This is a genomic window from Erwinia oleae (assembly GCF_000770305.1).
Lineage (GTDB): Bacteria > Pseudomonadota > Gammaproteobacteria > Enterobacterales > Enterobacteriaceae > Erwinia > Erwinia oleae.
Window position 1 is genome coordinate 24,008 of the sequence record NZ_JNVB01000028.1, and the last position, 25,112, is coordinate 49,119.

Annotated in this window: 23 protein-coding genes, 1 tRNA gene and 3 rRNA genes; 17 read left to right on the plus strand and 10 right to left on the minus strand. The window is 54.2% G+C overall.

From position 1 onward, the window contains the following. Window positions 1-45: 45 nt before the first annotated feature. From rng to csrD, 6 genes are all read right to left on the minus strand, one after another. Window positions 46-1,515 (minus strand): ribonuclease G, encoded by a 1,470-nt coding sequence (gene rng / locus GS12_RS11040; protein ID WP_034946880.1) that lies wholly within the window; start codon window positions 1,513-1,515, stop codon window positions 46-48. Then, window positions 1,505-2,098 carry a Maf family protein gene (locus GS12_RS11045; RefSeq protein WP_034917377.1) on the minus strand — a complete coding sequence of 198 codons (594 nt, stop codon included), beginning with the start codon at window positions 2,096-2,098 and terminating at the stop codon, window positions 1,505-1,507. Before GS12_RS11045 ends, rng begins: the two co-directional genes overlap by 11 nt. 8 nt (window positions 2,099-2,106) lie before the next feature. Next, window positions 2,107-2,595, minus strand: coding sequence for a rod shape-determining protein MreD (mreD, locus tag GS12_RS11050; protein WP_034917380.1), 489 nt, complete (start codon window positions 2,593-2,595; stop codon window positions 2,107-2,109). Beyond that, complete coding sequence (gene mreC / locus GS12_RS11055) at window positions 2,592-3,581, minus strand: rod shape-determining protein MreC (protein ID WP_034917381.1); 990 nt, start codon at window positions 3,579-3,581, stop codon at window positions 2,592-2,594. Before mreC ends, mreD begins: the two co-directional genes overlap by 4 nt. Before the next feature lie 64 nt (window positions 3,582-3,645). Further along, complete coding sequence (gene mreB, locus GS12_RS11060) at window positions 3,646-4,689, minus strand: rod shape-determining protein MreB (protein ID WP_003855260.1); 1,044 nt, start codon at window positions 4,687-4,689, stop codon at window positions 3,646-3,648. Window positions 4,690-4,996: 307 nt separating this feature from the next. Beyond that, window positions 4,997-6,946 (minus strand): RNase E specificity factor CsrD, encoded by a 1,950-nt coding sequence (gene csrD / locus GS12_RS11065; protein WP_034946883.1) that lies wholly within the window; start codon window positions 6,944-6,946, stop codon window positions 4,997-4,999. 194 nt (window positions 6,947-7,140) lie between these two features. Between csrD and acuI the strand changes: the two genes are divergently transcribed. The 17 genes from acuI (at window position 7,141) to GS12_RS11150 (ending at window position 23,102) form a co-directional block, all read left to right on the plus strand. Further along, complete coding sequence (gene acuI, locus GS12_RS11070; protein WP_034946886.1) at window positions 7,141-8,118, plus strand: acrylyl-CoA reductase (NADPH); 978 nt, start codon at window positions 7,141-7,143, stop codon at window positions 8,116-8,118. Between the two features lie 80 nt (window positions 8,119-8,198). Further along, window positions 8,199-9,200 carry a protein-methionine-sulfoxide reductase catalytic subunit MsrP gene (gene msrP / locus GS12_RS11075; protein ID WP_034917388.1) on the plus strand — a complete coding sequence of 334 codons (1,002 nt, stop codon included), beginning with the start codon at window positions 8,199-8,201 and terminating at the stop codon, window positions 9,198-9,200. Beyond that, window positions 9,200-9,799: a protein-methionine-sulfoxide reductase heme-binding subunit MsrQ gene (gene msrQ, locus GS12_RS11080; RefSeq protein ID WP_034917391.1), complete on the plus strand. Its 600-nt coding sequence runs from the start codon at window positions 9,200-9,202 to the stop codon at window positions 9,797-9,799. Before msrP ends, msrQ begins: the two co-directional genes overlap by 1 nt. Before the next feature lie 238 nt (window positions 9,800-10,037). Next, on the plus strand, window positions 10,038-10,490 hold the full coding sequence (gene aroQ / locus GS12_RS11085; protein WP_034917393.1) for a type II 3-dehydroquinate dehydratase: 453 nt from the start codon (window positions 10,038-10,040) through the stop codon (window positions 10,488-10,490). 21 nt (window positions 10,491-10,511) lie between these two features. After that, window positions 10,512-10,985, plus strand: coding sequence for an acetyl-CoA carboxylase biotin carboxyl carrier protein (accB, locus tag GS12_RS11090; protein ID WP_034917395.1), 474 nt, complete (start codon window positions 10,512-10,514; stop codon window positions 10,983-10,985). Between the two features lie 11 nt (window positions 10,986-10,996). Then, entirely contained in the window at window positions 10,997-12,346 is a 1,350-nt protein-coding gene (gene accC / locus GS12_RS11095) for an acetyl-CoA carboxylase biotin carboxylase subunit (protein WP_034917397.1), read from the plus strand. Between the two features lie 73 nt (window positions 12,347-12,419). Further along, a complete protein-coding gene (locus GS12_RS11100; protein WP_034917398.1) occupies window positions 12,420-12,662 on the plus strand; it encodes a YhdT family protein in 243 nt (80 codons plus the stop codon). Continuing rightward, window positions 12,652-14,106, plus strand: coding sequence for a sodium/pantothenate symporter (panF, locus tag GS12_RS11105; protein ID WP_034946888.1), 1,455 nt, complete (start codon window positions 12,652-12,654; stop codon window positions 14,104-14,106). Before GS12_RS11100 ends, panF begins: the two co-directional genes overlap by 11 nt. An 11-nt stretch (window positions 14,107-14,117) precedes the next feature. Continuing rightward, a complete protein-coding gene (gene prmA / locus GS12_RS11110) occupies window positions 14,118-15,002 on the plus strand; it encodes a 50S ribosomal protein L11 methyltransferase (RefSeq protein WP_034946890.1) in 885 nt (294 codons plus the stop codon). Window positions 15,003-15,159: 157 nt separating this feature from the next. Beyond that, window positions 15,160-15,894 (plus strand): carbonic anhydrase, encoded by a 735-nt coding sequence (locus tag GS12_RS11115; RefSeq protein WP_034946892.1) that lies wholly within the window; start codon window positions 15,160-15,162, stop codon window positions 15,892-15,894. A 308-nt stretch (window positions 15,895-16,202) separates the two neighbouring features. After that, on the plus strand, window positions 16,203-17,168 hold the full coding sequence (gene dusB / locus GS12_RS11120) for a tRNA dihydrouridine synthase DusB (RefSeq protein WP_034946898.1): 966 nt from the start codon (window positions 16,203-16,205) through the stop codon (window positions 17,166-17,168). Window positions 17,169-17,192: 24 nt separating this feature from the next. Then, window positions 17,193-17,489: a DNA-binding transcriptional regulator Fis gene (gene fis, locus GS12_RS11125; protein WP_003855228.1), complete on the plus strand. Its 297-nt coding sequence runs from the start codon at window positions 17,193-17,195 to the stop codon at window positions 17,487-17,489. A 200-nt stretch (window positions 17,490-17,689) separates the two neighbouring features. Beyond that, complete coding sequence (gene lpxP, locus GS12_RS11130) at window positions 17,690-18,610, plus strand: kdo(2)-lipid IV(A) palmitoleoyltransferase (RefSeq protein WP_034917405.1); 921 nt, start codon at window positions 17,690-17,692, stop codon at window positions 18,608-18,610. A 330-nt stretch (window positions 18,611-18,940) separates the two neighbouring features. Next, the gene (locus tag GS12_RS11135) at window positions 18,941-19,966 is read left to right on the plus strand and encodes an amino acid ABC transporter substrate-binding protein (protein ID WP_034917407.1); all 1,026 of its coding nucleotides are present in this window, start codon (window positions 18,941-18,943) and stop codon (window positions 19,964-19,966) included. Window positions 19,967-20,034: 68 nt separating this feature from the next. Beyond that, entirely contained in the window at window positions 20,035-21,213 is a 1,179-nt protein-coding gene (locus tag GS12_RS11140; RefSeq protein ID WP_034946895.1) for an amino acid ABC transporter permease, read from the plus strand. A gap of 15 nt (window positions 21,214-21,228) precedes the next feature. Beyond that, window positions 21,229-22,332, plus strand: a complete 1,104-nt coding sequence (locus tag GS12_RS11145) for an amino acid ABC transporter permease (RefSeq protein WP_034917413.1) — start codon at window positions 21,229-21,231, stop codon at window positions 22,330-22,332. An 8-nt stretch (window positions 22,333-22,340) separates the two neighbouring features. Further along, on the plus strand, window positions 22,341-23,102 hold the full coding sequence (locus GS12_RS11150) for an amino acid ABC transporter ATP-binding protein (RefSeq protein ID WP_034917417.1): 762 nt from the start codon (window positions 22,341-22,343) through the stop codon (window positions 23,100-23,102). Between the two features lie 147 nt (window positions 23,103-23,249). On the opposite strand, the gene rrf (GS12_RS11155) is transcribed toward GS12_RS11150, so the two are convergent. The 4 genes from rrf (GS12_RS11155) to GS12_RS11170 form a co-directional block, all read right to left on the minus strand. Beyond that, window positions 23,250-23,365 (minus strand): 5S ribosomal RNA (rrf, locus tag GS12_RS11155). 32 nt (window positions 23,366-23,397) lie between these two features. Next, window positions 23,398-23,473, minus strand: a tRNA-Thr gene (locus GS12_RS11160). 44 nt (window positions 23,474-23,517) lie between these two features. Then, window positions 23,518-23,633, minus strand: a 5S ribosomal RNA gene (gene rrf, locus GS12_RS11165). Between the two features lie 74 nt (window positions 23,634-23,707). Further along, window positions 23,708-25,112, minus strand: a 23S ribosomal RNA gene (locus GS12_RS11170); the annotation flags it as partial.

The window sequence follows — 25,112 nt, forward strand, 5'->3', positions numbered from 1 at the left end:
CACACCTCTCCATGACTTCCGCAACGGCGGACCTGAACGACAACATTACATCATTACTACGTCAAACTGTTCCTGAGTATAGAGGGGTTCAATCTGAACTTTCACCTGTTTACCAACGAATATTTCCACTTCGGCCAGCGCGTGGGATTCGTCGGTCTTCAGTGCCTCGCCCACCGCCGGCGAGACGTAAACCAGAAAACGATCGGAGTCGTAAGCGTGGTGAACGCGGACAATCTCACGCAGGATTTCATAACACACCGTTTCCACCGTTTTCAGCGTGCCGCGGCCTTTACAGGACGGACACTCCTGACAAAGCACGTGCTCAATGCTTTCCCGCGTGCGCTTGCGGGTCATCTCCACCAGCCCAAGCTGCGAGAAGTTATTGATACCGGTTTTGACGCGATCCTTGCTCAGCGCCTGCTCCAGCGAATGCAGCACCCGGCGACGGTGGTCTTCGTTGCTCATGTCGATAAAGTCGATAATGATGATGCCGCCGAGGTTACGCAGACGTAGCTGACGGGCAATCGCCTGGGTCGCTTCAATATTTGTATTGAAAATGGTTTCGTCGAGGTTGCGATGGCCGACAAAGGCGCCGGTATTAATATCAATGGTGGTCATCGCCTCGGTCTGATCGATAATCAGGTAGCCGCCGGACTTCAATTCCACTTTGCGATCGAGCGAGCGCTGGATTTCGTTTTCCACATCGAAGAGATCAAAAATTGGCTGTGTACCCGTGTACAGTTCCAGCTTCGCGCTCATCCCCGGGATGTATTCGCCTGTGAACTCAATAAGTTGCTCATACGTAATCCGTGAATCCACGCGCACGCGATCCAGCGCGGCGCCTGCAAAATCACGCAGGATGCGCTGCGACAGCGCCACTTCGCCGTACAAACGGTAGCGCGTCTGGTTGCGCTTTTTACGCTCCAGCACCTTCGTCCATAGCCGCTTGAGGAAGGCAGCGTCAGACGCCAGCTCCACTTCGCCAACGCCTTCCGCCGCCGTGCGGATAATGTAGCCGCCCAGTTCGTCGCAGTAGGAGGACACCACGGATTTCAGCCGCTCGCGCTCCGCTTCGCTTTCGATACGCTGCGAGACGCCCACGTGCGATGCGCCGGGCATAAAGACCAGGTAGCGCGACGGCAGCGTGATGTCGGTGGTGAGCCGCGCGCCTTTGGTGCCCAGCGGATCTTTCACCACCTGTACCATCAGATCCTGTCCCTGGCGCACCAGCTCTGAAATATCACGCACCACAAAGTTTTTCTTTTCATCACCCGCCACGCATTCGGTGTGCGGCATAATGTCGGAAGCGTGCAGAAACGCCGCTTTCTCCAGACCAATATCGACAAAGGCCGCCTGCATGCCCGGCAGCACGCGACTGACGCGCCCTTTGTAGATATTGCCTACGATGCCGCGACGCGCTTCACGCTCGATATGGATTTCCTGAAGGATGCCGCCGTCAATATAAGCAACGCGGGTTTCGCCAGGCGTAATATTTACCAGCAGTTCAGCCGTCATTTTTCTCCCCCACTTCACGCAGTGATTCAAAGTGGCTGAGCAGCTCGGCGGTTTCCACCAGCGGCAGCCCAACCACAGCGTGGTAGCTGCCGTTGATCTTGCGGACGAAATTTCCGCCCAGTCCCTGAATGCCGTATCCGCCCGCTTTATCCATCGGCTCGCCGCTGGCGATATAGCCTGCGATGTCCGCGTCGGTCAGCGTGCGAAAGGTGACGTCGGTGACGGTCAGACACTCCAGTTGGTGCTGTCTGTCAGCCAGCGCCACGGCGGTCAGCACGCGGTGCGTTTGCCCCGACAGCTTCGCCAGCATGGCGGCCGCGTCAGACGCGCTGGCGGGTTTTTCCAGCACCTCGCTATGCAGCACAACGATAGTATCGGCGCCCAGAACGGGCAGATCCTGCGGCGCAACCGCTACGCCAGCCTGCGCTTTCTCACGCGCAAGGCGACGAACGTAGGCTTCCGCCTCTTCATCAGGACGTCTGCTTTCTTCAATTTGCGAGGAGAGGCGTTCGAAGCGCAGACCAAGCTGCGTCAGCAACTCGCGGCGACGAGGGGAACCAGAGGCCAGATAAAGGGATACCATAATCTTCCTTATTGAACGGCGAACTGGCGGCGTATTTTTCTCATCAGTAAGAACAACCAGGGCCAGAGGATGCCGTCAATTACGCTGCTCCAGAAAATTTCCGGACGGAACGAGACGTTAATCACCAGAAACTCCGCCCAAAAAATAATGACGCTCGTTGCCAGCGACAGCACCATCACCATCAGCGCCTGCTGCCAGAGCGCGAGGTTGCGGAACAGTTGAAATTTAAAGGCCACCAGATAAGCCACAATACTGAGTGCCAGCGCGCGCACGCCCAGCGTTGAACCAGAAATAAGATCCATTATAGATCCCATCAGGAAGCCCGTACCGACATTAACGCGATGCGGCAGCGCCAGCACCCAGTAAATCAGGATCAGCAGCAGCCAGGAGGGGCGGAACATGTAAAGTTGTTCCGGCCACGGCATAATCTGTAGCGAGAGCGCAATCAGAAACGACAGCCAGACAACCCATCTGCCGTGACTGCGATAGCTGCTCAAGGCTGGCCTCCGGCTGCGGCTGGCGCAGCGTTATTCTGCACTGCGCCGGGTGCGGGCGGCCCGACCGTTTCGCCTGCGGTCGGCAGCACCTGCGGCATCATCTGCATCAGGCGTTCATTCGCCACCCGATGCACTTCGGGCGGTGCCAGCGGCATACTGCCGTTACGATCGGCACCCCACAGCAGCAACAGGTAGCGCAGACGCTGAAGGCCAGCGGTAGGCCGCGCCTGAATGACGGTATAGGCACGCTGCGTATCCACTTTCACCGAGGAGACCACGCCCACCGGATACCCTTCCGGGAAGCGACCGCCCAGCCCGGAGGTGACCAGCACGTCGCCCGGACGGATGTCGATATTCCCTGCCAGGTGCTCAAGCTGAAGCTCTTCGGAACAGCCATTACCGGCGGCGATCACGCGAATGTCATTGCGTAGTACCTGGATAGGCAGCGCATGGGAAGAGTCGCAGATCAGCATCACGCGGCTGGTAATTTTCCCTACCGCCACGACCTGCCCCACCACGCCCTTGTCGCTGATAACCGGCTGGCCTTCATAGACGCCGTTGACGCTGCCTTTATCGATCACCACCTGATCGGTGTAGGGATCGGTACCGGCTGAGATCACCTGGGTAACCATTTTCTGCTCGTCCTGACGCAGCGGCGAGCCAAGCAGCTCGCGCAGGCGCGCGTTTTCCTGCTTAAACTGACCCAGCATCAGAAGTTCGCTGTTTTTGATCATCAGCTCGCGCTGAAGCGCTTTATTTTCCAGTTCAAGCTGCTGACGAGAGGCGAGCGTTTCAGAAACGCTGTCCAGAATCTGACGTGGCCCGTTGGCCAGAAAATAGAATGGGCTGACCGCCGTATCCATATAGGTGCGAATTTGGGTAAACGCGCCCATGCGGCTGTCGGCGATGATGACGCCTACTGCCACCAGGACCGCTAAAAATAAGCGTAACTGTAGGGAAGGCCCCCTACTGAAAATCGGCTTCATAAACTCGGCGTTTTCCTCGACATCGGGTAAAAGACGCGCGCAGACACGCGCGCCTTCAGGCTGATTATTCTTCGCTGAACAAATCGCCGCCGTGCATGTCGATCATTTCCAGCGCTTTACCACCGCCGCGCGCTACGCAGGTCAGAGGATCTTCGGCCACCACAACCGGGATGCCCGTCTCTTCCATCAGCAGGCGATCGAGGTTACGCAACAGCGCGCCGCCGCCGGTGAGCACCATGCCGCGCTCGGAGATGTCAGAGGCCAGTTCAGGCGGACACTGTTCAAGCGCCACCATAACCGCGCTAACGATACCGGTCAGCGGCTCCTGCAATGCTTCAAGAATTTCATTTGAATTCAGCGTAAAGCCGCGCGGCACGCCTTCGGCCAGATTACGGCCACGCACTTCGATTTCGCGCACTTCGTCGCCCGGATAGGCAGAACCGATTTCATGCTTGATACGCTCGGCGGTCGCTTCACCAATCAACGAACCGTAGTTACGGCGAACATAATTAATGATGGCTTCATCAAAGCGGTCGCCGCCAATACGCACGGAAGAGGAGTAAACCACGCCGTTCAGCGAGATCACCGCCACTTCCGTGGTGCCGCCACCGATATCCACAACCATGGAGCCGGTCGCTTCTGACACCGGCAGGCCGGCGCCAATCGCGGCGGCCATCGGCTCTTCAATCAGGAATACTTCGCGCGCGCCTGCGCCCTGAGCGGATTCGCGAATTGCACGACGCTCAACCTGCGTGGCGCCAACGGGCACACAGACCAGCACGCGCGGACTTGGGCGCATGAAACTGTTGCTGTGAACCTGTTTAATAAAGTGCTGAAGCATTTTTTCGGTCACGAAGAAATCAGCAATCACGCCATCTTTCATCGGGCGAATAGCAGCAATATTTCCCGGCGTACGGCCAAGCATCTGCTTAGCGTCATGGCCAACGGCCGCAACGCTTTTCGGGGAACCGGCACGATCCTGGCGGATAGCAACGACGGAGGGCTCATTCAAGACGATGCCCTGTCCTTTAACGTAAATCAGGGTATTGGCGGTACCCAGGTCGATGGACAAGTCGTTGGAAAACATGCCACGAAATTTTTTAAACATACTGAAGGATAATCCTGCAAGCTGGAGGCGGATGATAAAATCCGCTTACTTTACCAATCACATGAGGCAGCGACAAGGCGCAAAAACGTCCTGCTTCGATGAAAAAATACGCTATATCACGCCAGACTTACAACGCCAAAAACTATCCACAGTCGAAACGGTCTCGCTGTTCATTTCCACGCTGGCAAGCGGGTATAACGTACATAAAATTTTACATTCTCAGGCGCCCTCACTCTGCGTCAGGACAACCTCTCGTCGGCACCACAGCCGCGCGGCCATTCTACGTGAAAACGGGTTTAACGGCAGATTAAACTCGATATCTTTGCGAATATTTTTTCACGTTGCTGCTCAGCAGTTCCGAGGATGCAAAGAAATCTCCCTGCCCTCCCGCCACGCCCAGTTCAGCCAGCGTCAGCCATTCCGTTTTGGCCCGAACGCCAGCGGCAAAGACCCGCGTTGATGTCCCGTGACAGCTCTCAAGCAGGCTCTGCACGAAGAGCTGGTTTTCGGTGCGCCGTTCAATATTGCGCACCAGACCGGGATGCAGCTTGATCAGCTCAACGTCAAACTGCTTAATATACGATGCGCTGACCACCGTCAGGCCCGCCTGATTCACTGCAATCCGGCAGCCTGAGCCTTGCATCAGACGCAGCGCGCCGCCAAGACGATTGATGTGTTGACACACATCTGCTTCTGCAAGTTCAAATAAAATGTGATTTCTTTGAAATTTAGTGCATTGCAGCAGGACATCGTGCAGCCAGGTCAGAAATGACGGTTTTAAAAGCGCGTCAACCGTCAACGGGACAGCCAGCGTTTCTTCCGGCCAGACCGGCAGCAGGGAAATGATGCGCATCACCATCTGACGATCGTAGGCTTCCGCCATGCCAAGCTGCTGCACCAGCGGCAGATACTCCGCAGCCAGCACTTCGGTCTCGCCGTCGAAAATGCGCGGCATGATTTCCCGATGATGCACGCTGCCCAGGCGATCGACCGCAGGCTTTTGATACAGGCGCGGGCCGCCGCGGCTGAGCGTATTTTCCAGCAGCGTTCGCCACTTCACACTACCGCGCGAAAATTTTTGCTGCGGAACGTTGCTGACTGACCAGTTGTTGCCGCCCAACAGCGTCGCCTGCCGTGTTGCCAGCTCCACACTGTCCATCACGTCCTGCGTACTTTGCCCGCTGTGCCAGGCGCTGATACCAATGTGGATCATGTCTTCGCGGTCCAGCATGCGGTTAGGTGGCAGCGCATCCACGGCGTTTATCAATTGCGAAGCAATAATGTCGGCGTCTTTCAGGCTGCGATGCGGCAGTAAGACCGTAAAATCGCTACGAAAATAGCGCGCCAGCAGCGCGCCCGGATAGCGCATGACAAAGGTGGAGAGCAGATTGACCATATCGAACAGGTACTCCTGCGAATAGTGATTGCCTTCGTTTTCACGCAGCGTATCGAAGTCCGGCAAACGTATCATCATCACCATGCCGTGCGCGCTGGCACCGTCATTTTCTTCCAGCATTGTTGAGAGCTGATTATCGAAAAACAGCCGGTTGTTAAGACCGGTTTTGGCATCTCTGGCGGCAAAGGCGCGGATCAACGTATCGATACGATTGCGCTGCTCCCCCGCCTGATGCAGATCGGAAAGCAGCAGGTCGATAGCGGAACTGGCTTTGGGCGGCCATTCATAAACCGAGCCGGATCTCACCTGGCTGCGCTCGCCCTTCAGTACGTCTGCGGCGCGGCGTTCAAGGTGCTCCATGCCTTTTAGCTGGCGGTTCAGCCAGCGGTGGATCAGCAGCAGCGTCAGCGTCATAATGATGGCGATCGCCACCACCACGGTCAGGGTAAAGCTGCCCATAAACGAGCGCAGCCAGGTCTTCGTGGTGTCCACCCACAAAATATTCAGCGAATAACCCGGGTGTTTTTTCAGTTGAATAACGGTGCGATGGAGCTGATTCGGCTCGTCCTCTATCACCTCATCCTGATGATGTCCCACCTTCAGACGAACCGACTGCCCGTCGAGCAGTTCTGCGCGCGTAATTTGCAGCGGCCCCATCATCAGGCGCATGCCGGGGGCAATTTGTTCAGGCGAGTTGAGCAGCAGCGCGCTGTCGACGTTTTCCGCGAATAACTGCAAACGATGCTCCGCGCGGCGCTCGCTCAGATAAAAAAAACTCAGCACGCACCCCGCCAGCATCAGCATGGTTGCCAGCGCGGTCACAAGTGTGATAATCGTGGAAAGTCTGGTTGTTAATCGCATCCCTGTGCCCGTTTTGCAGCAGCGCTTTTCTCAATTTTCTGCTGATAGTGTAAGTAGTTTCGGCTGATGTCGTCAGAGAAAAATATCACATCCCTTCGTGCATTTACTTACCTGTTCGCAAGATAGTTAACAATAAAGTCAGTAAACTCTTTTTAAAACCTTCTTATACTTTTAAAGCCTATGCAGGAGATCCCATGCAAGCACTCGTTCTTGAACAGTCAGACGGCGAGACCATCGCACACGTGAAGCCGGTTTCGCCAGAGATGTTACCTGCCGGTGAAGTAACGGTCGATATCGACTGGTCGAGTCTTAACTATAAAGATGCGCTGGCCATTACCGGGAAAGGAAAAATCATTCGTCAGTTTCCGATGGTTCCCGGCATCGATTTTGCCGGAAAGGTTCACCACAGCGAAGATCCGCGCTTCCATAATGGTCAGGCGGTGCTGCTTACCGGTTGGGGCGTGGGAGAGAATCACTGGGGTGGCCTTGCTGAACAGGCGCGGGTTAAAGCCGACTGGCTGGTGCCGATGCCGGAAGGGCTGGACGGCCGTAAAGCGATGATCATCGGCACGGCGGGCTTTACCGCAATGCTTTGCGTTATGGCGCTCGAAGAGGGCGGCATCCGGCCTGACAGCGGCGACATTCTGGTAACCGGCGCCAGCGGCGGCGTGGGCAGCAGTGCCATCGCCCTGCTCAGCGCGCTGGGTTACACGGTGACGGCGGTCAGCGGCCGTGGAACCACGTACGACTATTTACGGCAGCTGGGCGCGACATCAATGCTTTCCCGTGATGAGTTTACCCAGGACTCGCGCCCGCTGGAAAAGCAGCGCTGGGCAGGCGCCATTGATACGGTGGGCGACAAAGTGCTGGCCGCCGTGCTGGCGCAGATGAATTACGGCGGCGTGGTGGCCGCCTGCGGGCTGGCGGGCGGTTTTGCCCTGCCGACCACGGTCATGCCGTTTATTTTACGCAACGTGCGTCTTCAGGGCGTCGACTCAGTGAGTGTGCCAGCGGCGCGCCGTGTTGCAGCCTGGAAAAGACTGGTCAAAACGCTGCCTGAGGCGTTTTATCAACACGCCACGCGTGAGATTGCGCTGGCCGAGGCTGCTGACGGCGCGGCAAGGCTGCTGAAGGGTGAAATAACCGGCCGCACGCTGGTAAAAATTCGTTAATTTTTTGCCCCCTGTCGTTTACCGGGGGCGCTACGCGTCACGTTTCTTGTTTTTTCGCTGCTCCCTGGAGACCTCACCCGATGAAACCTGTAGATAAACTGACTGAACGCGACGTTACCCCGGAAAGTATTTTTAACGGTCGCCGCCAGGTGCTGAAAACGTTGGGGATCAGCGCAGCCGCGCTGTCGCTGCCCACCGCCGTGCAGGCGGATGTACTGGCGTGGTTTAAGGGCAACGATCGTCCCAAAGCCCCTGCCGGGAAGCCGCTCGATTTCAGCAAACCTGCGCAGTTTCAGGCGAAGCTGACGCTCACGCCGGAAGACAAGGTGACGGGTTATAACAATTTTTATGAGTTCGGGCTGGATAAAGCCGATCCGGCCGCCAATGCGGGGACGCTGAACACCACCGACTGGAAAATAGAGATCGGCGGTGAAGTGGCGAAACCCATCACCCTGAGTATGGACGACCTGTTTAAGCGCTTTCCGCTTGAGCAGCGAATTTACCGGATGCGCTGCGTTGAGGCCTGGTCGATGGTGGTGCCCTGGGTGGGCTTTGAACTGGGCAAGCTGTTGAAAATGGTCGAGCCCACCAGCAACGCGCGCTATGTGGCTTTCCAGACGCGTTATGCGCCTGATGAAATGCCAGGCCAGAAAGATCGCTTTATCGGTGGCGGTATCGATTATCCCTACGTTGAAGGGCTGCGTCTGGATGAAGCGATGCATCCCCTGACGATGCTGACCACCGGCGTTTACGGTAAAGCGCTGCCGCCGCAGAACGGCGCGCCTGTTCGCCTGACGGTGCCGTGGAAATACGGCTTTAAGGGCATTAAGTCGATTGTCAAAATTACCTTAGTGAAGGATATGCCGCCCACCACGTGGAATCAGCTGGCATCGAATGAATACGGTTTTTACGGCAACGTCAATCCGCACGTCGATCACCCGCGCTGGTCACAGGCGACCGAACGTTTTATCGGCTCAGGCGGTATTCTTGACGTCAAACGGCAACCCACTCTGTTGTTTAACGGTTATGCCGATCAGGTGGCGTCGCTCTATCGTGGCATGGATTTGCGGGAGAATTTCTAGTGCGCCTGACGCTTAAACAGATAACGCTGCTGAAAGTTGTACTGCACCTGGCAGGTAGTCTACCGCTGCTGTGGCTGCTGTTGTCCATCGATCAGGGCTGGCTGAGCGCCGATCCGGCCAAGGATATTCAGCATTTTACCGGGCGCATGGCGCTGAAATTTCTCCTGGGCACGCTGCTGGTGACGCCGCTGGCGCGCTACGGCAGACAGCCGCTGCTGATCCGCGTTCGTCGGCTGCTCGGCCTGTGGTGCTTTGCCTGGGCAACGCTGCATCTGGTGAGCTACTCGCTGTTGGAGTTAGGGATAGATAATCTCGGCCTGCTTGGCTCCGAGCTGGTTTCCCGTCCTTATCTGACGCTGGGTATCGTGAGCTGGGTGATATTGCTGTTGTTGGCGGCGACGTCACCACAAAAAGCGCAGCGTCGTCTGGGCAAGCGCTGGCAAACGCTGCATAACGGCATCTATCTGGTCGCGATCCTCGCGCCGGTGCACTATCTGTGGTCAGTCAAGACCTTCTCGCCCCAGCCCTGGATTTATGCGCTTATCGCAGCAATTTTGCTGGCGTGGCGCTATAAAAAATTCCGCCAGTGGCTGCGATAGCGGTCTTCCAGAACTGCGTGCCGTGCCGCAGTTCTGGAAAGTATTCGCCTGCATCCTCCCAGGTCAGTTGATTAACTTCGCTGATAAGACCAGTATTTAGCTGCGAATTGCCTCGAAATCATTATAATGCCCGACCCTGACCTCGAATAATTGCCAAATTTCATCATGAAAGGTGACAAACGGTATTTACCGATGTATTTTGTGCGATGCCTTATAGATCGCAGGAGATAGCAGCGCAATGGCTGATAAGTTTCACATTTTGCTTTTAAACGGCCCCAACCTTAATCTGCTTGGCTCACGTGAGCCGGATAAGTACGGGAAGACGACATTAGCGGAAATCGTCAGCGACATCGCATCCAAAGCTGACGCGTTGAATGTGAAACTGAGCCATCTCCAGTCAAACGCGGAACATGCGCTTATCGATCGCATCCATGAAGCAAAAGACAATGTGGACTATATCGTCATCAATCCGGGCGCCTTCACCCATACCAGCGTAGCGCTTCGTGACGCGTTGCTTGCCGTAAGCATCCCGTTTATTGAAGTGCATCTGTCTAACGTGCACGCCCGCGAGCCGTTTCGCCACCATTCTTATCTTTCTGATATAGCTGCCGGCGTAATTTGCGGGCTGGGCGCCGATGGTTATTCCTGGGCTTTACAGACGGCGGTAAAACGCCTGTCACAACCTCATTAAACAGAGTACGGAACCACATCTATGGATATTCGTAAAATTAAAAAACTGATCGAACTGGTTGAAGAATCAGGCATTGCTGAACTGGAAATCTCTGAGGGAGAAGAATCCGTTCGCATCAGTCGCTCTCCGGCCAACATGGGTTACCCAATGATGCAGCAGGCTTACGCTGCCCCCATGATGCAGCAACAGCCAGCACTGGCTACTGCCGTTGCTCCGGCCAGCACCCCTGCAATGGAAGCGCCGGCACCTGCCGAAATCAGTGGTCACATCGTGCGTTCACCCATGGTAGGCACGTTCTACCGCACGCCAAGTCCTGACGCTCGCGCATTCGTTGAGATCGGCCAGAAAGTTAACGCCGGCGACACGCTATGTATCGTCGAGGCGATGAAAATGATGAACCAGATCGAAGCCGACAAGTCCGGCGTGGTAAAAGCGATCCTGGTTGAAAGCGGCCAGCCTGTTGAATTTGACGAGCCGCTGGTAGTCATCGAATAACGAGGCGAACCATGCTGGAAAAAATTGTTATAGCGAATCGTGGCGAAATCGCGCTACGTATTCTTCGTGCCTGTAAAGAGCTGGGCATTGAAACCGTTGCGGTACACTCAAGCGCGGATCGCGATTTGAAACACGTACTGCTGGCAGATGAAACCGTCTGTATCGGCCCTGCCCCTTCAGTAAAAAGCTACCTGAACATTCCGGCGCTCATTTCCGCGGCGGAAATCACCGGCGCGGTGGCGATCCACCCCGGTTATGGCTTCCTGTCGGAAAATGCCGACTTCGCCGAACAGGTCGAGCGATCCGGCTTTATTTTTATCGGCCCGAAAGCAGAAACCATCCGCCTGATGGGCGACAAAGTATCCGCCATCAACGCGATGAAAAAAGCTGGCGTGCCGTGCGTACCCGGTTCCGATGGCCCGCTTAACGATGATATGGAAAAGAACCGCGCTTTCGCTCAACGCATCGGCTACCCGGTGATCATTAAAGCCTCTGGCGGCGGCGGCGGTCGCGGCATGCGCGTGGTGCGCAGTGACAAAGATCTGGAACAGTCCATTAATATGACCCGTGCGGAAGCGAAAGCGGCTTTCAATAACGATATGGTCTATATGGAAAAGTATCTGGAGAACCCGCGCCATATCGAAATTCAGGTACTGGCCGATGGTCAGGGCAACGCTATCTATCTGGCCGAGCGCGACTGCTCAATGCAGCGTCGTCACCAGAAAGTGGTGGAAGAAGCACCTGCGCCGGGCATCACGCCGGAACTGCGCCGCTTTATCGGTGAGCGCTGCTCCAAAGCCTGTATTGAGATTGGCTATCGCGGTGCCGGTACGTTCGAATTCCTGTATGAAAACGGCGAGTTCTACTTCATTGAGATGAACACCCGTATTCAGGTTGAGCATCCGGTGACGGAGATGATCACCGGCGTGGATCTGATCAAAGAGCAGCTGCGCATTGCAGCCGGTCAGCCGCTGTCGATCAAACAGGACGACGTGGTGATCCGCGGTCATGCGGTAGAGTGTCGCATCAATGCGGAAGATCCCAATACATTCCTGCCAAGCCCCGGTAAGATCACGCGTTTTCACGCGCCCGGCGGCTTCGGCGTGCGTTGGGAATCACACATCTATGCAGGCTATACCGTACCACCGTACTATGATTCAATGATCGGCAAGCTGATCACCTATGGCGAAACGCGTGACGTGGCGATTGCCCGTATGAGAAACGCGCTGGCCGAGCTGATCATCGACGGCATCAAGGTGAATGTCGAATTGCAGATGAAGATCATGACGGATGAAAACTTCCAGCAGGGTGGCACTAACATCCACTATCTGGAGAAGAAACTCGGCCTTCAGGAAACCTGATTTGCCTGACGTTTCGCCAAAAAGGCCGGTCTGACCGGCCTTTTTCTTTATGAATTCAGGGTGAGGAAGAGAGATGGACAAGCGTTTTCTTCAGGCCCATCGTGAAGCGCGCTGGTCGTTCTGGCTGGCGGTGGCCTATCTGGCTGCGTGGTCGCTGATGGCCTGGCTGATGGATAATAAACCCGGCCCCACCGGCCTGCCGCACTGGTTTGAAATGGCCTGCCTGGTGGTGCCACTGCTGTTTATTATTCTGTGCTGGCTGATGATCAGGTTGGTATTTCGCGACATTCCGCTGGAGGACGAGCGTGAAATCTGAACTTATTCTTCCTCTTCTCGCTTACCTGCTGCTGGTGGCCGGGCTTTCTCTCTATGCCATGCGCAAGCGGCATGAAGGCAACTTTTTGTCGGAATATTTTCTCGGCAGCCGGTCAATGGGCGGCTTTGTTCTTGCCATGACGTTGACCACTACCTATATCAGCGCCAGCTCGTTTATAGGCGGCCCTGGCGCCGCCTATAAATATGGTCTGGGCTGGGTATTACTGTCGATGGTGCAGGTGCCTGCGGTCTGGCTGTCGCTGGGTGTGTTGGGGAAAAAATTCGCCATTCTTGCTCGTCGTTATAATGCCGTTACGCTTAACGATATGCTTTTTGCGCGCTATCGTAGCCCGCTGCTGGTATGGCTTGCCAGCCTCAGCCTGCTGATCGCCTTTATTGGTGCGATGACCGTGCAGTTTATCGGTGGCGCAAGGCTGCTTGAAACGGCGGCCGGCATTCCTTACGACACCGGCCTGCTGATATTTGGCGGTACCATCGCCCTGTATACCGCTTTTGGCGGCTTTCGCGCCAGCGTGCTGAACGATGCCATGCAGGGGCTGGTGATGCTGGCTGGAACCTTCATCCTTCTGTTCGCGGTTATTCACGCGGCAGGCGGTCTTCACAGTGCCGTTGATAAGCTTTCGCAGATCAACCCACAGCTGGTCAGCGCTGGCGGCGTGGATAATATCCTCAGCCCCACTTTTCTCGCCTCATTCTCCGTGCTGGTCTGCTTTGGCGTTATCGGCCTGCCGCATACCGCCGTGCGCTGTATCTCCTACAAAGACAGCAAAGCCGTTCATCGCGGCATCATTTTAGGGACGATTGTCGTTACGGTGCTGATGTTTGGCATGCATCTGGCTGGCGCGCTGGGCCGGGCGATCCTGCCCGATCTCACCGTGCCCGATCGGGTTATTCCAACGCTGATGATCCACGTTTTACCGCCCATCGCTGCGGGGATTTTCCTTGCCGCGCCGATGGCGGCAATTATGTCGACCATCAACGCGCAACTGCTGCAATCGTCGGCAACCATCGTCAAAGATCTTTTTTTACGCCTCCGCCCGCATCAGATGGACAATGAGCCGCTATTGAAACGCCTCTCAGGCGCTATTACCCTGATGCTGGGCCTGCTGCTGCTGCTGGCCGCATGGAATCCGCCGGATATGATTATCTGGCTAAACCTGCTCGCCTTTGGCGGCCTTGAAGCCGTCTTTCTCTGGCCGCTGGTACTTGGCCTCTATTGGGAAAAAGCCAACGCTGCGGGCGCGCTGAGTAGTATGATCGTCGGCGCCGGCTGCTACACGCTTCTGGCCAGCCTGTCGTTGCAGCCTCTGGGATTTCATCCTATCGTACCGGCCCTGCTGTTAAGCCTTATCGCCTTCCTTATTGGCAACCGCTTTGGTCATAGTACTGAATCTGCGGCGGTTGTTTCCACCCTATCTGAATAAAGAGAATCGCAATGCCCTGGATACAAATGAAAATCAACACCACTGGCGCGCATGCTGAAGCGCTGGGCGATGCGCTGATTGAGCACGGCGCCGTTTCAGTGACTTTCCAGGATACCCACGACAACCCGGTGTTTGAACCACTGCCTGGCGAAACGCGCCTGTGGGGCGATACCGACGTTATCGGCCTGTTCGATGCAGAAGCCGACATGCAGGACGTGATCGCGCGGCTTACGCCACATCCGCTGTTGGAAGACGGTTTTGCCCATAAGATTGAGCAAATTGAGGATAAGGACTGGGAGCGCGAATGGATGGATAACTTTCATCCTATGCGCTTTGGTGAACGCCTGTGGATTTGCCCGAGCTGGCGCGACGTGCCGGACCCGAACGCGGTGAACGTGATGCTCGATCCCGGCCTGGCTTTCGGTACGGGAACGCATCCAACGACTGCGCTGTGCCTCGCCTGGCTGGATGGTCTGGATCTGACCGGCAAAACGGTGATCGACTTCGGCTGTGGCTCCGGGATTTTAGCGATCGCCGCGCTGAAGCTCGGCGCGGCGAAAGCGATCGGTATTGATATCGATCCGCAGGCCATTCAGGCCAGCCGCGACAATGCCATCCGTAACGGCGTTTCAGACAACCTCTCTCTGTATCTGCCACACCAGCAGCCGGAGAATCTACACGCTGATGTGGTCGTGGCGAATATTTTAGCCGGTCCGCTACGCGAGTTGGCTCCGCTGATACGCGTGTTGCCGGTAGCTGGCGGTTACCTTGGCCTTTCCGGCGTACTGGCCAGTCAGGCTGACGATGTTTGTGACGCTTACCATGAATATTTCACGCTGGATCCCGTAGCCGAAAAAGAAGAGTGGTGCAGAATAACCGGGAAACGCAGCATATAACGTCAATGCACGCCAGCGGGTTGCTACAGACCATTTTATTCATTTGTTAAAATAAACCTGAAGAGATACTATCCAATACCGTTCTGAACAACATTAGTTACGGTAAGTCTGCCAGGAAAGCAGCAGGATAGTTTCTCTTAAGGAGCTTTAACCACACATGAATACAAAAATCCTCCCTATTGCATTATTTTTAACTGTTTCTTCGGCGATGGCTGATTCTCATCCTCAGTGGGGTTATACCGGCGAAGGCGCGCCTGATAACTGGGGCAAACTGAGCCAAAATTTTGCTACCTGCGAAAAGGGAATGAACCAGTCGCCGATTGATATTAAAGGCGCTATTAAAGGTGAGTTGCCTCCGCTGTCCCTCACTTTTCACGCGGAAAAAAAATCGATCGTAAACAACGGACATACTATTCAGTTAACTATTCATGACGGTGACACAATGATGCTCGATGGCACTGAGTTCACGTTGCAACAATTTCACTTTCATGCCCCTTCTGAAAACCGTATTGACGGAAAAACATACCCGCTGGAAATTCATTTTGTGCACAGTGACAGTAAAGGTGAACTGGCCGTTATCGGCGTAATGGTTGAGGAAGGCGCTGACAATCCGGTTATGGCCGATGTTTTGAAAAACCTTCCGACCAAACTTAATGAACCCGAAGCGTTTAAGGAACCGCTCGCGCTGGCGCATCTGGTGCCGGGTGATAAGAGCTATTACCGCTTCAGCGGTTCGTTAACGACGCCGCCCTGTACCGAAGGCGTACGCTGGTTAATCATGAAAGAATCGGTTGCGGCGTCAAAACAGCAACTACACACGATTGAAAAGGCGCTTGGGCTGCATAATAATCGTCCGGTTCAGCCTCTTAACGGCAGGATCGTCATTAATTAATGCGTGTCTCTGATAACAAGGAAGAATCTGCTGGTTTAAGGCAATACGGCTTTCACTTGTCTTGTAAAATGCCAGCCGTGTTGTCTTTTATCTGGTTGCGGCCCGTATCAAAGAACAAAAATTTCCACTCTTTCCTGGTTCCTCTTTTTATAACCCATTGAATAAAAACCATAAAAATAAAAGACAGATTATTATTCAGACATAAATTGATCTATCACAGCCAATTGTTCAAAGTTTGGCCTTTCATCTTACTGAAAAAATGCGTAATATACGCCGCCTTGCGGACACACTATGGTCACTTTTTTTTCATGCGCATAGGAAACTACCAGCTTCGCAATCAGCTGATTGCAGCGCCAATGGCCGGAATTACTGACAGACCGTTCCGGACGCTTTGCTATGCCATGGGCGCAGGCATGACGGTTTCTGAGATGCTGTCGTCTAACCCGGAAGTTTGGGCCAGCGCCAAATCTCGTCTGCGTATGGTGCATTGTGACGAGCCCGGTATTCGTACCGTGCAAATTGCAGGTTGTGACCCCGAAGAGATGGCCGAGGCCGCGCGCATCAATGCCTTATCTGGCGCGCAGGTGATTGACATCAACATGGGGTGTCCTGCCAAAAAGGTGAATCGCAAGATGGCGGGTTCCGCTCTACTGCAACACCCGGCGTTGGTAAAATCGATTTTATCGGCGGTGGTTAATGCAGTTGACGTACCCGTAACGCTGAAGATTCGCACCGGGTGGGACACCGACAATCGCAATTGTGTAGAGATTGCCCAATTGGCTGAGCGCTGTGGCATTCAGGCCCTGACCATTCACGGACGCACCCGCGCGTGTTTGTTCAATGGCCATGCTGAATACGACAGCATTCGGACAGTTAAGCAGAACGTTTCCATTCCCGTTATCGCGAATGGAGACATTACTGACCCGCATAAAGCCAGAGCGGTGCTCGACTATACAGGGGCTGATGCCCTGATGATAGGACGTGCTGCTCAGGGAAGACCGTGGATCTTCCGGGAAATCCAGCACTATCTGGACACTGGGGAGCTGCTGGCACCGATGCCACTAGCTGAAGTCAAGCGCTTGCTTATCGGACATATACGGGAACTGCACGACTATTACGGTCATCGCAAGGGATACCGCATTGCCCGAAAGCACGTCTCCTGGTACCTACAGGAGCACGCCCCTAACGACCAGTTTCGGCGCACATTCAACGCCATTGAGGATGCCAGCGAGCAGCTGGAGGCGTTGGAGGCATACTTCGAAAAACTTGCGTAATAGAAATAAAGAGCTGACAGAACTATGTTCGAACAACGCGTAAATTCTGACGTACTGACCGTTTCCACCGTTAACTCCCAGGATCAGGTAACTCAAAAGCCGCTTCGTGATTCGGTTAAACAGGCACTGAAGAACTATTTTGCTCAACTGAATGGTCAGGATGTTAGTGATCTCTATGAGCTGGTATTGGCTGAAGTAGAACAGCCTCTGTTGGACATGGTGATGCAATACACCCGTGGCAACCAGACCCGTGCAGCCCTGATGATGGGCATCAACCGCGGTACGCTGCGTAAGAAATTGAAAAAATACGGCATGAACTGATCCTGGTTCATTGTGATAAAGGCGCTACCGTTTCGTTAGCGCCTTTTTTATGCGCCATCGCATATCGCACTGTCATGATTGTGTAAATAATCGGCGATCTATCTAACTTTCTGCCGGTTATGTTGTCTGAGCCTGTGTATCGCTGTTGATTAACTTCTTTGAGCGCTACTTTTGTGTTCCGTCCGCTTAAAGAGAGGATTATGAAGGACTCCCCGTGCTTTACCCGCAGCCTGCTGCATCCGCGCTACTGGATTACATGGATTGGGCTGGCGATACTGTTTTTGCTTGTTCAGCTCCCTTTTCCGTTCCTGCAAAAGCTCGGTGCCTGGATGGGACGCACTTCAATGCGTTTCCTGAAACGCCGGGTTCGCATTACCCGCCGTAACCTTGAACTCTGCTTTCCCGATATGCCTGCGGAACAGTTAGAACATCGCATCGAGAAAAATTTCGAATCGCTTGGCATGGGGCTGCTGGAAACGGGCATGGCTTGGTTTTGGTCCGATCGTCGCGTGCGTCGTTGGTTTAATGTAAACGGTCTGCATAACCTGACTGCCGCACAGAAAAACGGCCGCGGCGTACTGATCATTGGCGTACATTTTATGTCGCTCGAGCTTGGCGGACGCGCAATGGGCCTGTGTCAGCCGATGATGGCGTTGTATCGACCACACAACAATAAACTGATGGAGTGGGTACAGACCAAAGGTCGTACGCGTTCTAATAAAGCTATGATTAACCGCCGCGATCTACGCGGTATGGTGCAGGCGCTCAAGCAGGGCGAAGCCGTCTGGTTTGCTCCCGATCAGGATTATGGCCCAAAAGGCAGCGTTTTCGCGCCCCTTTTCGCCGTTCCGCAAGCCGCTACCACCAGCGGCACCTGGATGCTGGCCAGGATGGCACAGCCCGCCATGGTTACCGTTGTGCTGATTCGTAATGAAGATGGCAGTGGTTATGAGCTGGTGATCCAGCCTGAGCTGAAAGACTATCCCATAGAGGATGAACAGCATGCCGCAGCCTTCATGAATAAAGTGATCGAGCGTGAAATCATGCGCGCACCCGAGCAGTATATGTGGCTCCATCGCCGCTTTAAAACACGTCCTACCGGTACACACTCCCTTTATTAATGACTTCACCGCTGGGGCCGATCCCTTCGGCCCTCTCTTCAAATCAATATTTCACTAACATTTTTGCACATTCGATCACATTGCTTCTATTTAGTAAAAGTATTTGCCCCATTTGTGATCAATCTATCTGGCTTTGCCCCTCTCTGGTGCGCCATATTAAGTAAATCTTCTGAACATTCCCAAAAAATAAGACTTCCTTTCAATGAATTCAGGACGCTGCAATTTTGGCACTACCTTTGCAGTGTCGTGGATGGCTGATGCCACAGACAGACGAATGCACCACAGCGTGCGTTAAACATAACAAAACGAATTTGCCACACAGGATGCTTTATGAAAAAAATGATGCTCTCCACTCTGGTTGCCGCTGCCGCGCTGTTTACCGTGGCAAATCAGGCGCATGCTGGTACCACGCTTGACGCAATTAAGAAGAAAGGTTTTGTGCAATGCGGTATCAGTGATGGATTGCCTGGCTTCTCTTATGCGGATGCCAACGGCAAATTTAGTGGAATTGATGTGGACGTTTGTCGCGCAGCCGCAGCGGCCGTATTCGGCGATGCTTCCAAGGTTAAATATACCCCTCTGACGGCGAAAGAGCGTTTCACCGCCTTGCAGTCCGGCGAAGTGGATATTCTCTCGCGCAATACAACATGGACTTCCGCTCGCGATGGCGGCATGGGCTTTATTTTTGCTGGCGTAAACTATTACGACGGCATTGGCTTCCTGACGCACAACAAAGCAGGTTTGAAAAGTGCGAAAGAGCTGGATGGCGCGACCGTTTGCATTCAGGCCGGCACCGATACCGAGCTGAACGTGGCAGACTACTTTAAAGCAAATAATATGCAGTACACGCCGGTGACCTTTGACCGCTCTGATGAGTCGGCAAAAGCGCTGGATACCGGACGCTGCGATACGCTGGCTTCTGACCAGTCACAGCTGTACGCGCTGCGTATCAAGCTGGGCAAACCGGATGAGTTTGTCGTTCTGCCTGAAGTCATCTCTAAAGAGCCTTTAGGCCCGGTAGTGCGTCGCGGTGATGATGACTGGTTCACCATCGTTAAATGGTCCCTGTACGCCATGCTTAATGCAGAAGAGATGGGCATTAACTCTAAAAACGTTGACCAGATGGCCGCTAAACCGACCACGCCAGATATGGCGCATCTGCTCGGTTCCGAAGGCGATTTCGGCAAGGATCTGAAGCTGGACAACAAGTGGGCCTATAACATCATTAAACAGGTAGGCAACTACGAAGAGATTTTCAACCGTAACGTAGGTAAAGACAGCCAACTGAAAATTGCTCGCGGTCAGAATGCTCTCTGGAACAAAGGCGGCATTCAGTACGCTCCACCAGTGCGTTAATCCTTCCGTTTTACAGGGCGCCGGTTTACCGGCGTCTTCGTCAGCGTTTTCGTCACTGAGGTTTCAACATGTCTCAACGCCCAACCGTAAAAAGGGATATTTCATTCAGCAATCCTGCGGTGCGCGCCTGGCTGTTCCAGATCATCGCTATTGCCGCCGTCGCAGGCGTGGCGCTCTATCTGGTTCATAATACAATTATTAACCTGGCCAATCGCGGCATCACGTCCGGTTTTGGCTTCCTGGAGCGCAGCGCAGGTTTCGGTATCGTTCAGCATCTGATTGAGTACAGCGAAGGCGATACTTACGCCCGGGTATTCCTCGTCGGACTGACCAACACGCTGCTCGTTTCTGCCCTTTGCATTGTTTTCGCCTCACTCCTGGGATTTTTTATTGGTCTTGCGCGCTTGTCCGATAACTGGCTGCTGCGTAAGATATCCAATATCTATATCGAAACCTTCCGCAACATCCCGCCGCTGCTGCAAATCTTCTTCTGGTACTTTGCCGTGCTGCGCAATTTACCCGGGCCGCGTCAGGCGATGAACGCTTTCGATATTGCCTTTGTAAGCAATCGCGGGCTGTACATTCCCTGGCCGCAGTACGCGGACGGAACCTGGCCTTTCGTGATGGCACTGCTGCTGGCCGTGGCGGCGTCAGTTGCACTGTTTCGTTTTAACCGTGCGCATCAGCTTAAAACAGGTCGTCTGCGCCGAAGCTGGCCCCTTGCGCTCGCTATGCTGGTGGTTTTTCCCGCCGTTGCACATCTGATCTTTGGTGCCGCAATGCACTGGGATGTTCCGCATCTCAGAGGCTTTAACTTCCGTGGCGGTTTTGTGCTGATCCCGGAACTGGCCGCACTGACGCTCGCGCTGTCAATTTATACCTCTTCGTTTATCGCAGAGGTGATTCGCTCAGGCATTCAGTCCGTTCCTCACGGTCAGCATGAAGCAGCGCGTTCGCTGGGATTGCCAAACCCCGTGACGCTGCGCCAGGTCATTATTCCGCAGGCAATGCGCGTTATTATTCCGCCGCTTACCAGCCAGTACCTGAATATCGTGAAAAACTCATCGCTGGCCGCCGCGATTGGTTATCCCGATATGGTGTCGCTTTTTGCCGGCTCAGTCCTGAATCAGACCGGGCAGGCGATTGAAACGATCGCTATCACCATGGGTGTCTACCTGATTATCAGCCTGCTGATTTCGCTGTTGATGAATATTTACAACCGCAAAATCCGCCTGATTGAGCGTTAAGAGAATGAGATCATTATGACATTAGCAACTCACGACGATATCCCGCCGGTGCCGACCAATGCATTCTCACGCGCCGTTATTTGGGCACGGAAGAATCTCTTCTCCAGTTGGGGCAATTCGCTGCTGACGCTGTTTTGCCTGTGGGTGATGTGGGCCGTCGTGCCGCCCGCGCTGCAATGGCTGGTGTTTCAGGCCAACTGGCTCGGCGAAACGCGTGCCGACTGTACTAAAGAAGGCGCCTGCTGGGTGTTTATCCATGCGCGATTCGGCCAGTTCATGTATGGGCTTTATCCGCATGAACTGCGCTGGCGTATTAACCTGGCGTTGGTCATCGGGCTGGTTTCCATTATCCCGATCTTCATGAAGAGCATGCCACGTCGCGCCATCTATATTGCAGCCTGGATTGTTGTTTATCCGATCGTGGTCTGGTTTCTGCTGTATGGCGGCTATTTCGGGCTTGAGCGCGTGGAAACGCGTCAGTGGGGTGGTCTGACCCTCACGCTGATCATTGCCGCGGTGGGTATCGCAGGCGCGCTTCCGCTGGGTATTTTGCTGGCGCTGGGCCGCCGGTCAACCATGCCGGTGGTGCGATCGCTGTCGATAATTTTTATCGAATTCTGGCGTGGCGTGCCGCTGATAACCGTACTTTTTATGTCATCAGTGATGCTGCCGCTGTTTATGGCGGAAGGAAGCAGTATAGATAAGCTGATCCGCGCGCTGGTCGGGGTGGTGCTGTTCCAGTCGGCCTATGTGGCGGAAGTAGTTCGTGGCGGCCTTCAGGCGCTGCCCAAAGGACAGTATGAAGCAGCCGAGTCACTGGCCCTGGGATACTGGAAAACGCAGGTGCTGGTGATCCTGCCACAGGCATTAAAAATGGTTATTCCAGGCTTGGTTAATACCATCATTGCGCTGTTTAAAGATACCAGTCTGGTGATCATCATCGGTCTGTTCGATCTTTTCAGTAGCGTACAGCAGGCAACGGTTGATCCGACGTGGCTCGGCATGTCTACAGAAGGCTATGTTTTCGCCGCGCTGGTTTACTGGATTTTTTGTTTTAGCATGTCGCGCTACAGCCAGTATCTGGAAAAGCGCTTTCACACCGGGCGTACACCGCACTGAGGCTTAAAATGACACAAACTTTGATTCAACCCGATGACGCGATGATGATTACGCTTGAGAACGTGAACAAATGGTATGGTCAGTTTCACGTGTTGAAAGATATTAATCTGCACGTAAAACCACGTGAACGTATTGTCCTCTGCGGGCCTTCAGGTTCAGGAAAATCGACGACTATTCGTTGTATCAATCATCTTGAAGAGCATCAGCAGGGCCGCATTGTCGTGGATGGTATCCATCTCAATGACGATTTGCGTAATATCGAACGCGTCCGTACCGAAGTGGGGATGGTGTTTCAACACTTCAATCTGTTCCCACATCTGACCGTACTGCAAAACTGCACGCTGGCACCCATTTGGGTGCGGAAAACACCGAAGAAAGATGCTGAAGCTTTAGCGATGCACTATCTCGAACGCGTACGCATTGCTGAACACGCGCATAAATTTCCCGGTCAGCTCTCCGGCGGTCAGCAGCAGCGTGTTGCCATCGCCCGTTCACTCTGTATGAAGCCAAAAATCATGCTATTTGATGAACCCACCTCTGCACTCGATCCAGAAATGGTTAAAGAAGTGCTTGATACCATGATCGGCCTTGCAGAAGATGGCATGACGATGCTCTGTGTAACGCATGAAATGGGCTTTGCGCGTACCGTTGCAGACCGGGTGATCTTTATGGATCGCGGTGAGATCGTTGAGCAGGCGCCGCCGCAGGAGTTCTTCTCTAATCCGACATCAGAGCGTACGCGCGCTTTTCTCTCACAGGTTATTCATTGAGTTAGAAAAGCCCGTTTTGATTTTGTGGAGTAAGTCCCGGCGCTGAGTCGGGGCTTTTTTTTGCTTACAGACAGGCTTTATGGGGGCGGCATTTCAAAATGCAAAAAAGCCTCATGCTTTCGCATGAGGCTTTTCCGTCTGTATGATGCCTGGCAGTTCCCTACTCTCACATGGGGAGACCCCACACTACCATCGGCGCTACGGCGTTTCACTTCTGAGTTCGGCATGGGGTCAGGTGGGACCACCGCGCTAGAGCCGCCAGGCAAATTCTTTTACCGAACTCACTTTTTGTAACTGGTGCTGATACCCAGAGTCGAACTGGGGACCTCACCCTTACCAAGGGTGCGCTCTACCAACTGAGCCATATCAGCACGCTTATTTCTTATAAAGACTCAGGTCTTTATCTTAATATGATGCCTGGCAGTTCCCTACTCTCGCATGGGGAGACCCCACACTACCATCGGCGCTACGGCGTTTCACTTCTGAGTTCGGCATGGGGTCAGGTGGGACCACCGCGCTAAAGCCGCCAGGCAAATTCTGTTATCCGGAACTCCGCTGAAAATTCTTTTCGTCTCTCATTACCACCAGAACGCTTCTGGCGTTGTAAGGTTAAGCCTCTCGGGTCATTAGTACCGGTCAGCTCAACGCATCGCTGCGCTTACACATCCGGCCTATCAACGTCGTCGTCTTCAACGTCCCTTCAGGAGTCGCTAGGACTCAGGGAGAACTCATCTCGAGGCTGGTTTCGCGCTTAGATGCTTTCAGCGCTTATCCGTTCCGCACTTAGCTACCGGGCAGTGCCATTGGCATGACAACCCGTACACCAGTGGTGCGTTCACTCCGGTCCTCTCGTACTGGGAGCAAACCCTCTCAATTCTCCAGCGCCCACGGCAGATAGGGACCGAACTGTCTCACGACGTTCTAAACCCAGCTCGCGTACCACTTTAAACGGCGAACAGCCGTACCCTTGGGACCTGCTACAGCCCCAGGATGTGATGAGCCGACATCGAGGTGCCAAACACCGCCGTCGATATGAACTCTTGGGCGGTATCAGCCTGTTATCCCCGGAGTACCTTTTATCCGTTGAGCGATGGCCCTTCCATTCAGAACCACCGGATCACTAAGACCTGCTTTCGCACCTGCTCGAGCCGTCACTCTCGCAGTCAAACTGGCTTATGCCTTTGCACTAACCTCACGATGTCCGACCGTGATTAGCCAATCTTCGTGCTCCTCCGTTACGCTTTGGGAGGAGACCGCCCCAGTCAAACTACCCACCAGACACTGTCCCCGCGCCGGATAACGGCGCAAGGTTAGAACACCAAACATTAAAGGGTGGTATTTCAAGGATGGCTCCGCGCAGACTGGCGTCCACGCTTCAAAGCCTCCCACCTATCCTGCACATCAAGGCTCAGTGTTCAGTGTCAAGCTGTAGTAAAGGTTCACGGGGTCTTTCCGTCTTGCCGCGGGTACACTGCATCTTCACAGCGAGTTCAATTTCACTGAGTCCCGGGTGGAGACAGCCTGGCCATCATTACGCCATTCGTGCAGGTCGGAACTTACCCGACAAGGAATTTCGCTACCTTAGGACCGTTATAGTTACGGCCGCCGTTTACCGGGGCTTCGATCAAAAGCTTCTCCTTACGGATAACCTCATCAATTAACCTTCCGGCACCGGGCAGGCGTCACACCGTATACGTCCACTTTCGTGTTTGCACAGTGCTGTGTTTTTAATAAACAGTTGCAGCCAGCTGGTATCTTCGACTGGCTTCAGCTCCGTCAGCAAGTGACTTCACCTACACACCAGCGTGCCTTCTCCCGAAGTTACGGCACCATTTTGCCTAGTTCCTTCACCCGGGTTCTCTCAAGCGCCTTGGTATTCTCTACCTGACCACCTGTGTCGGTTTGGGGTACGATTCTGTGTTACCTGATGCTTAGAGGCTTTTCCTGGAAGCAGGGCATTTGTTGCTTCAGCACCGTGGTGCCTCGTCATCACGCCTCAGTGTAAAGTGA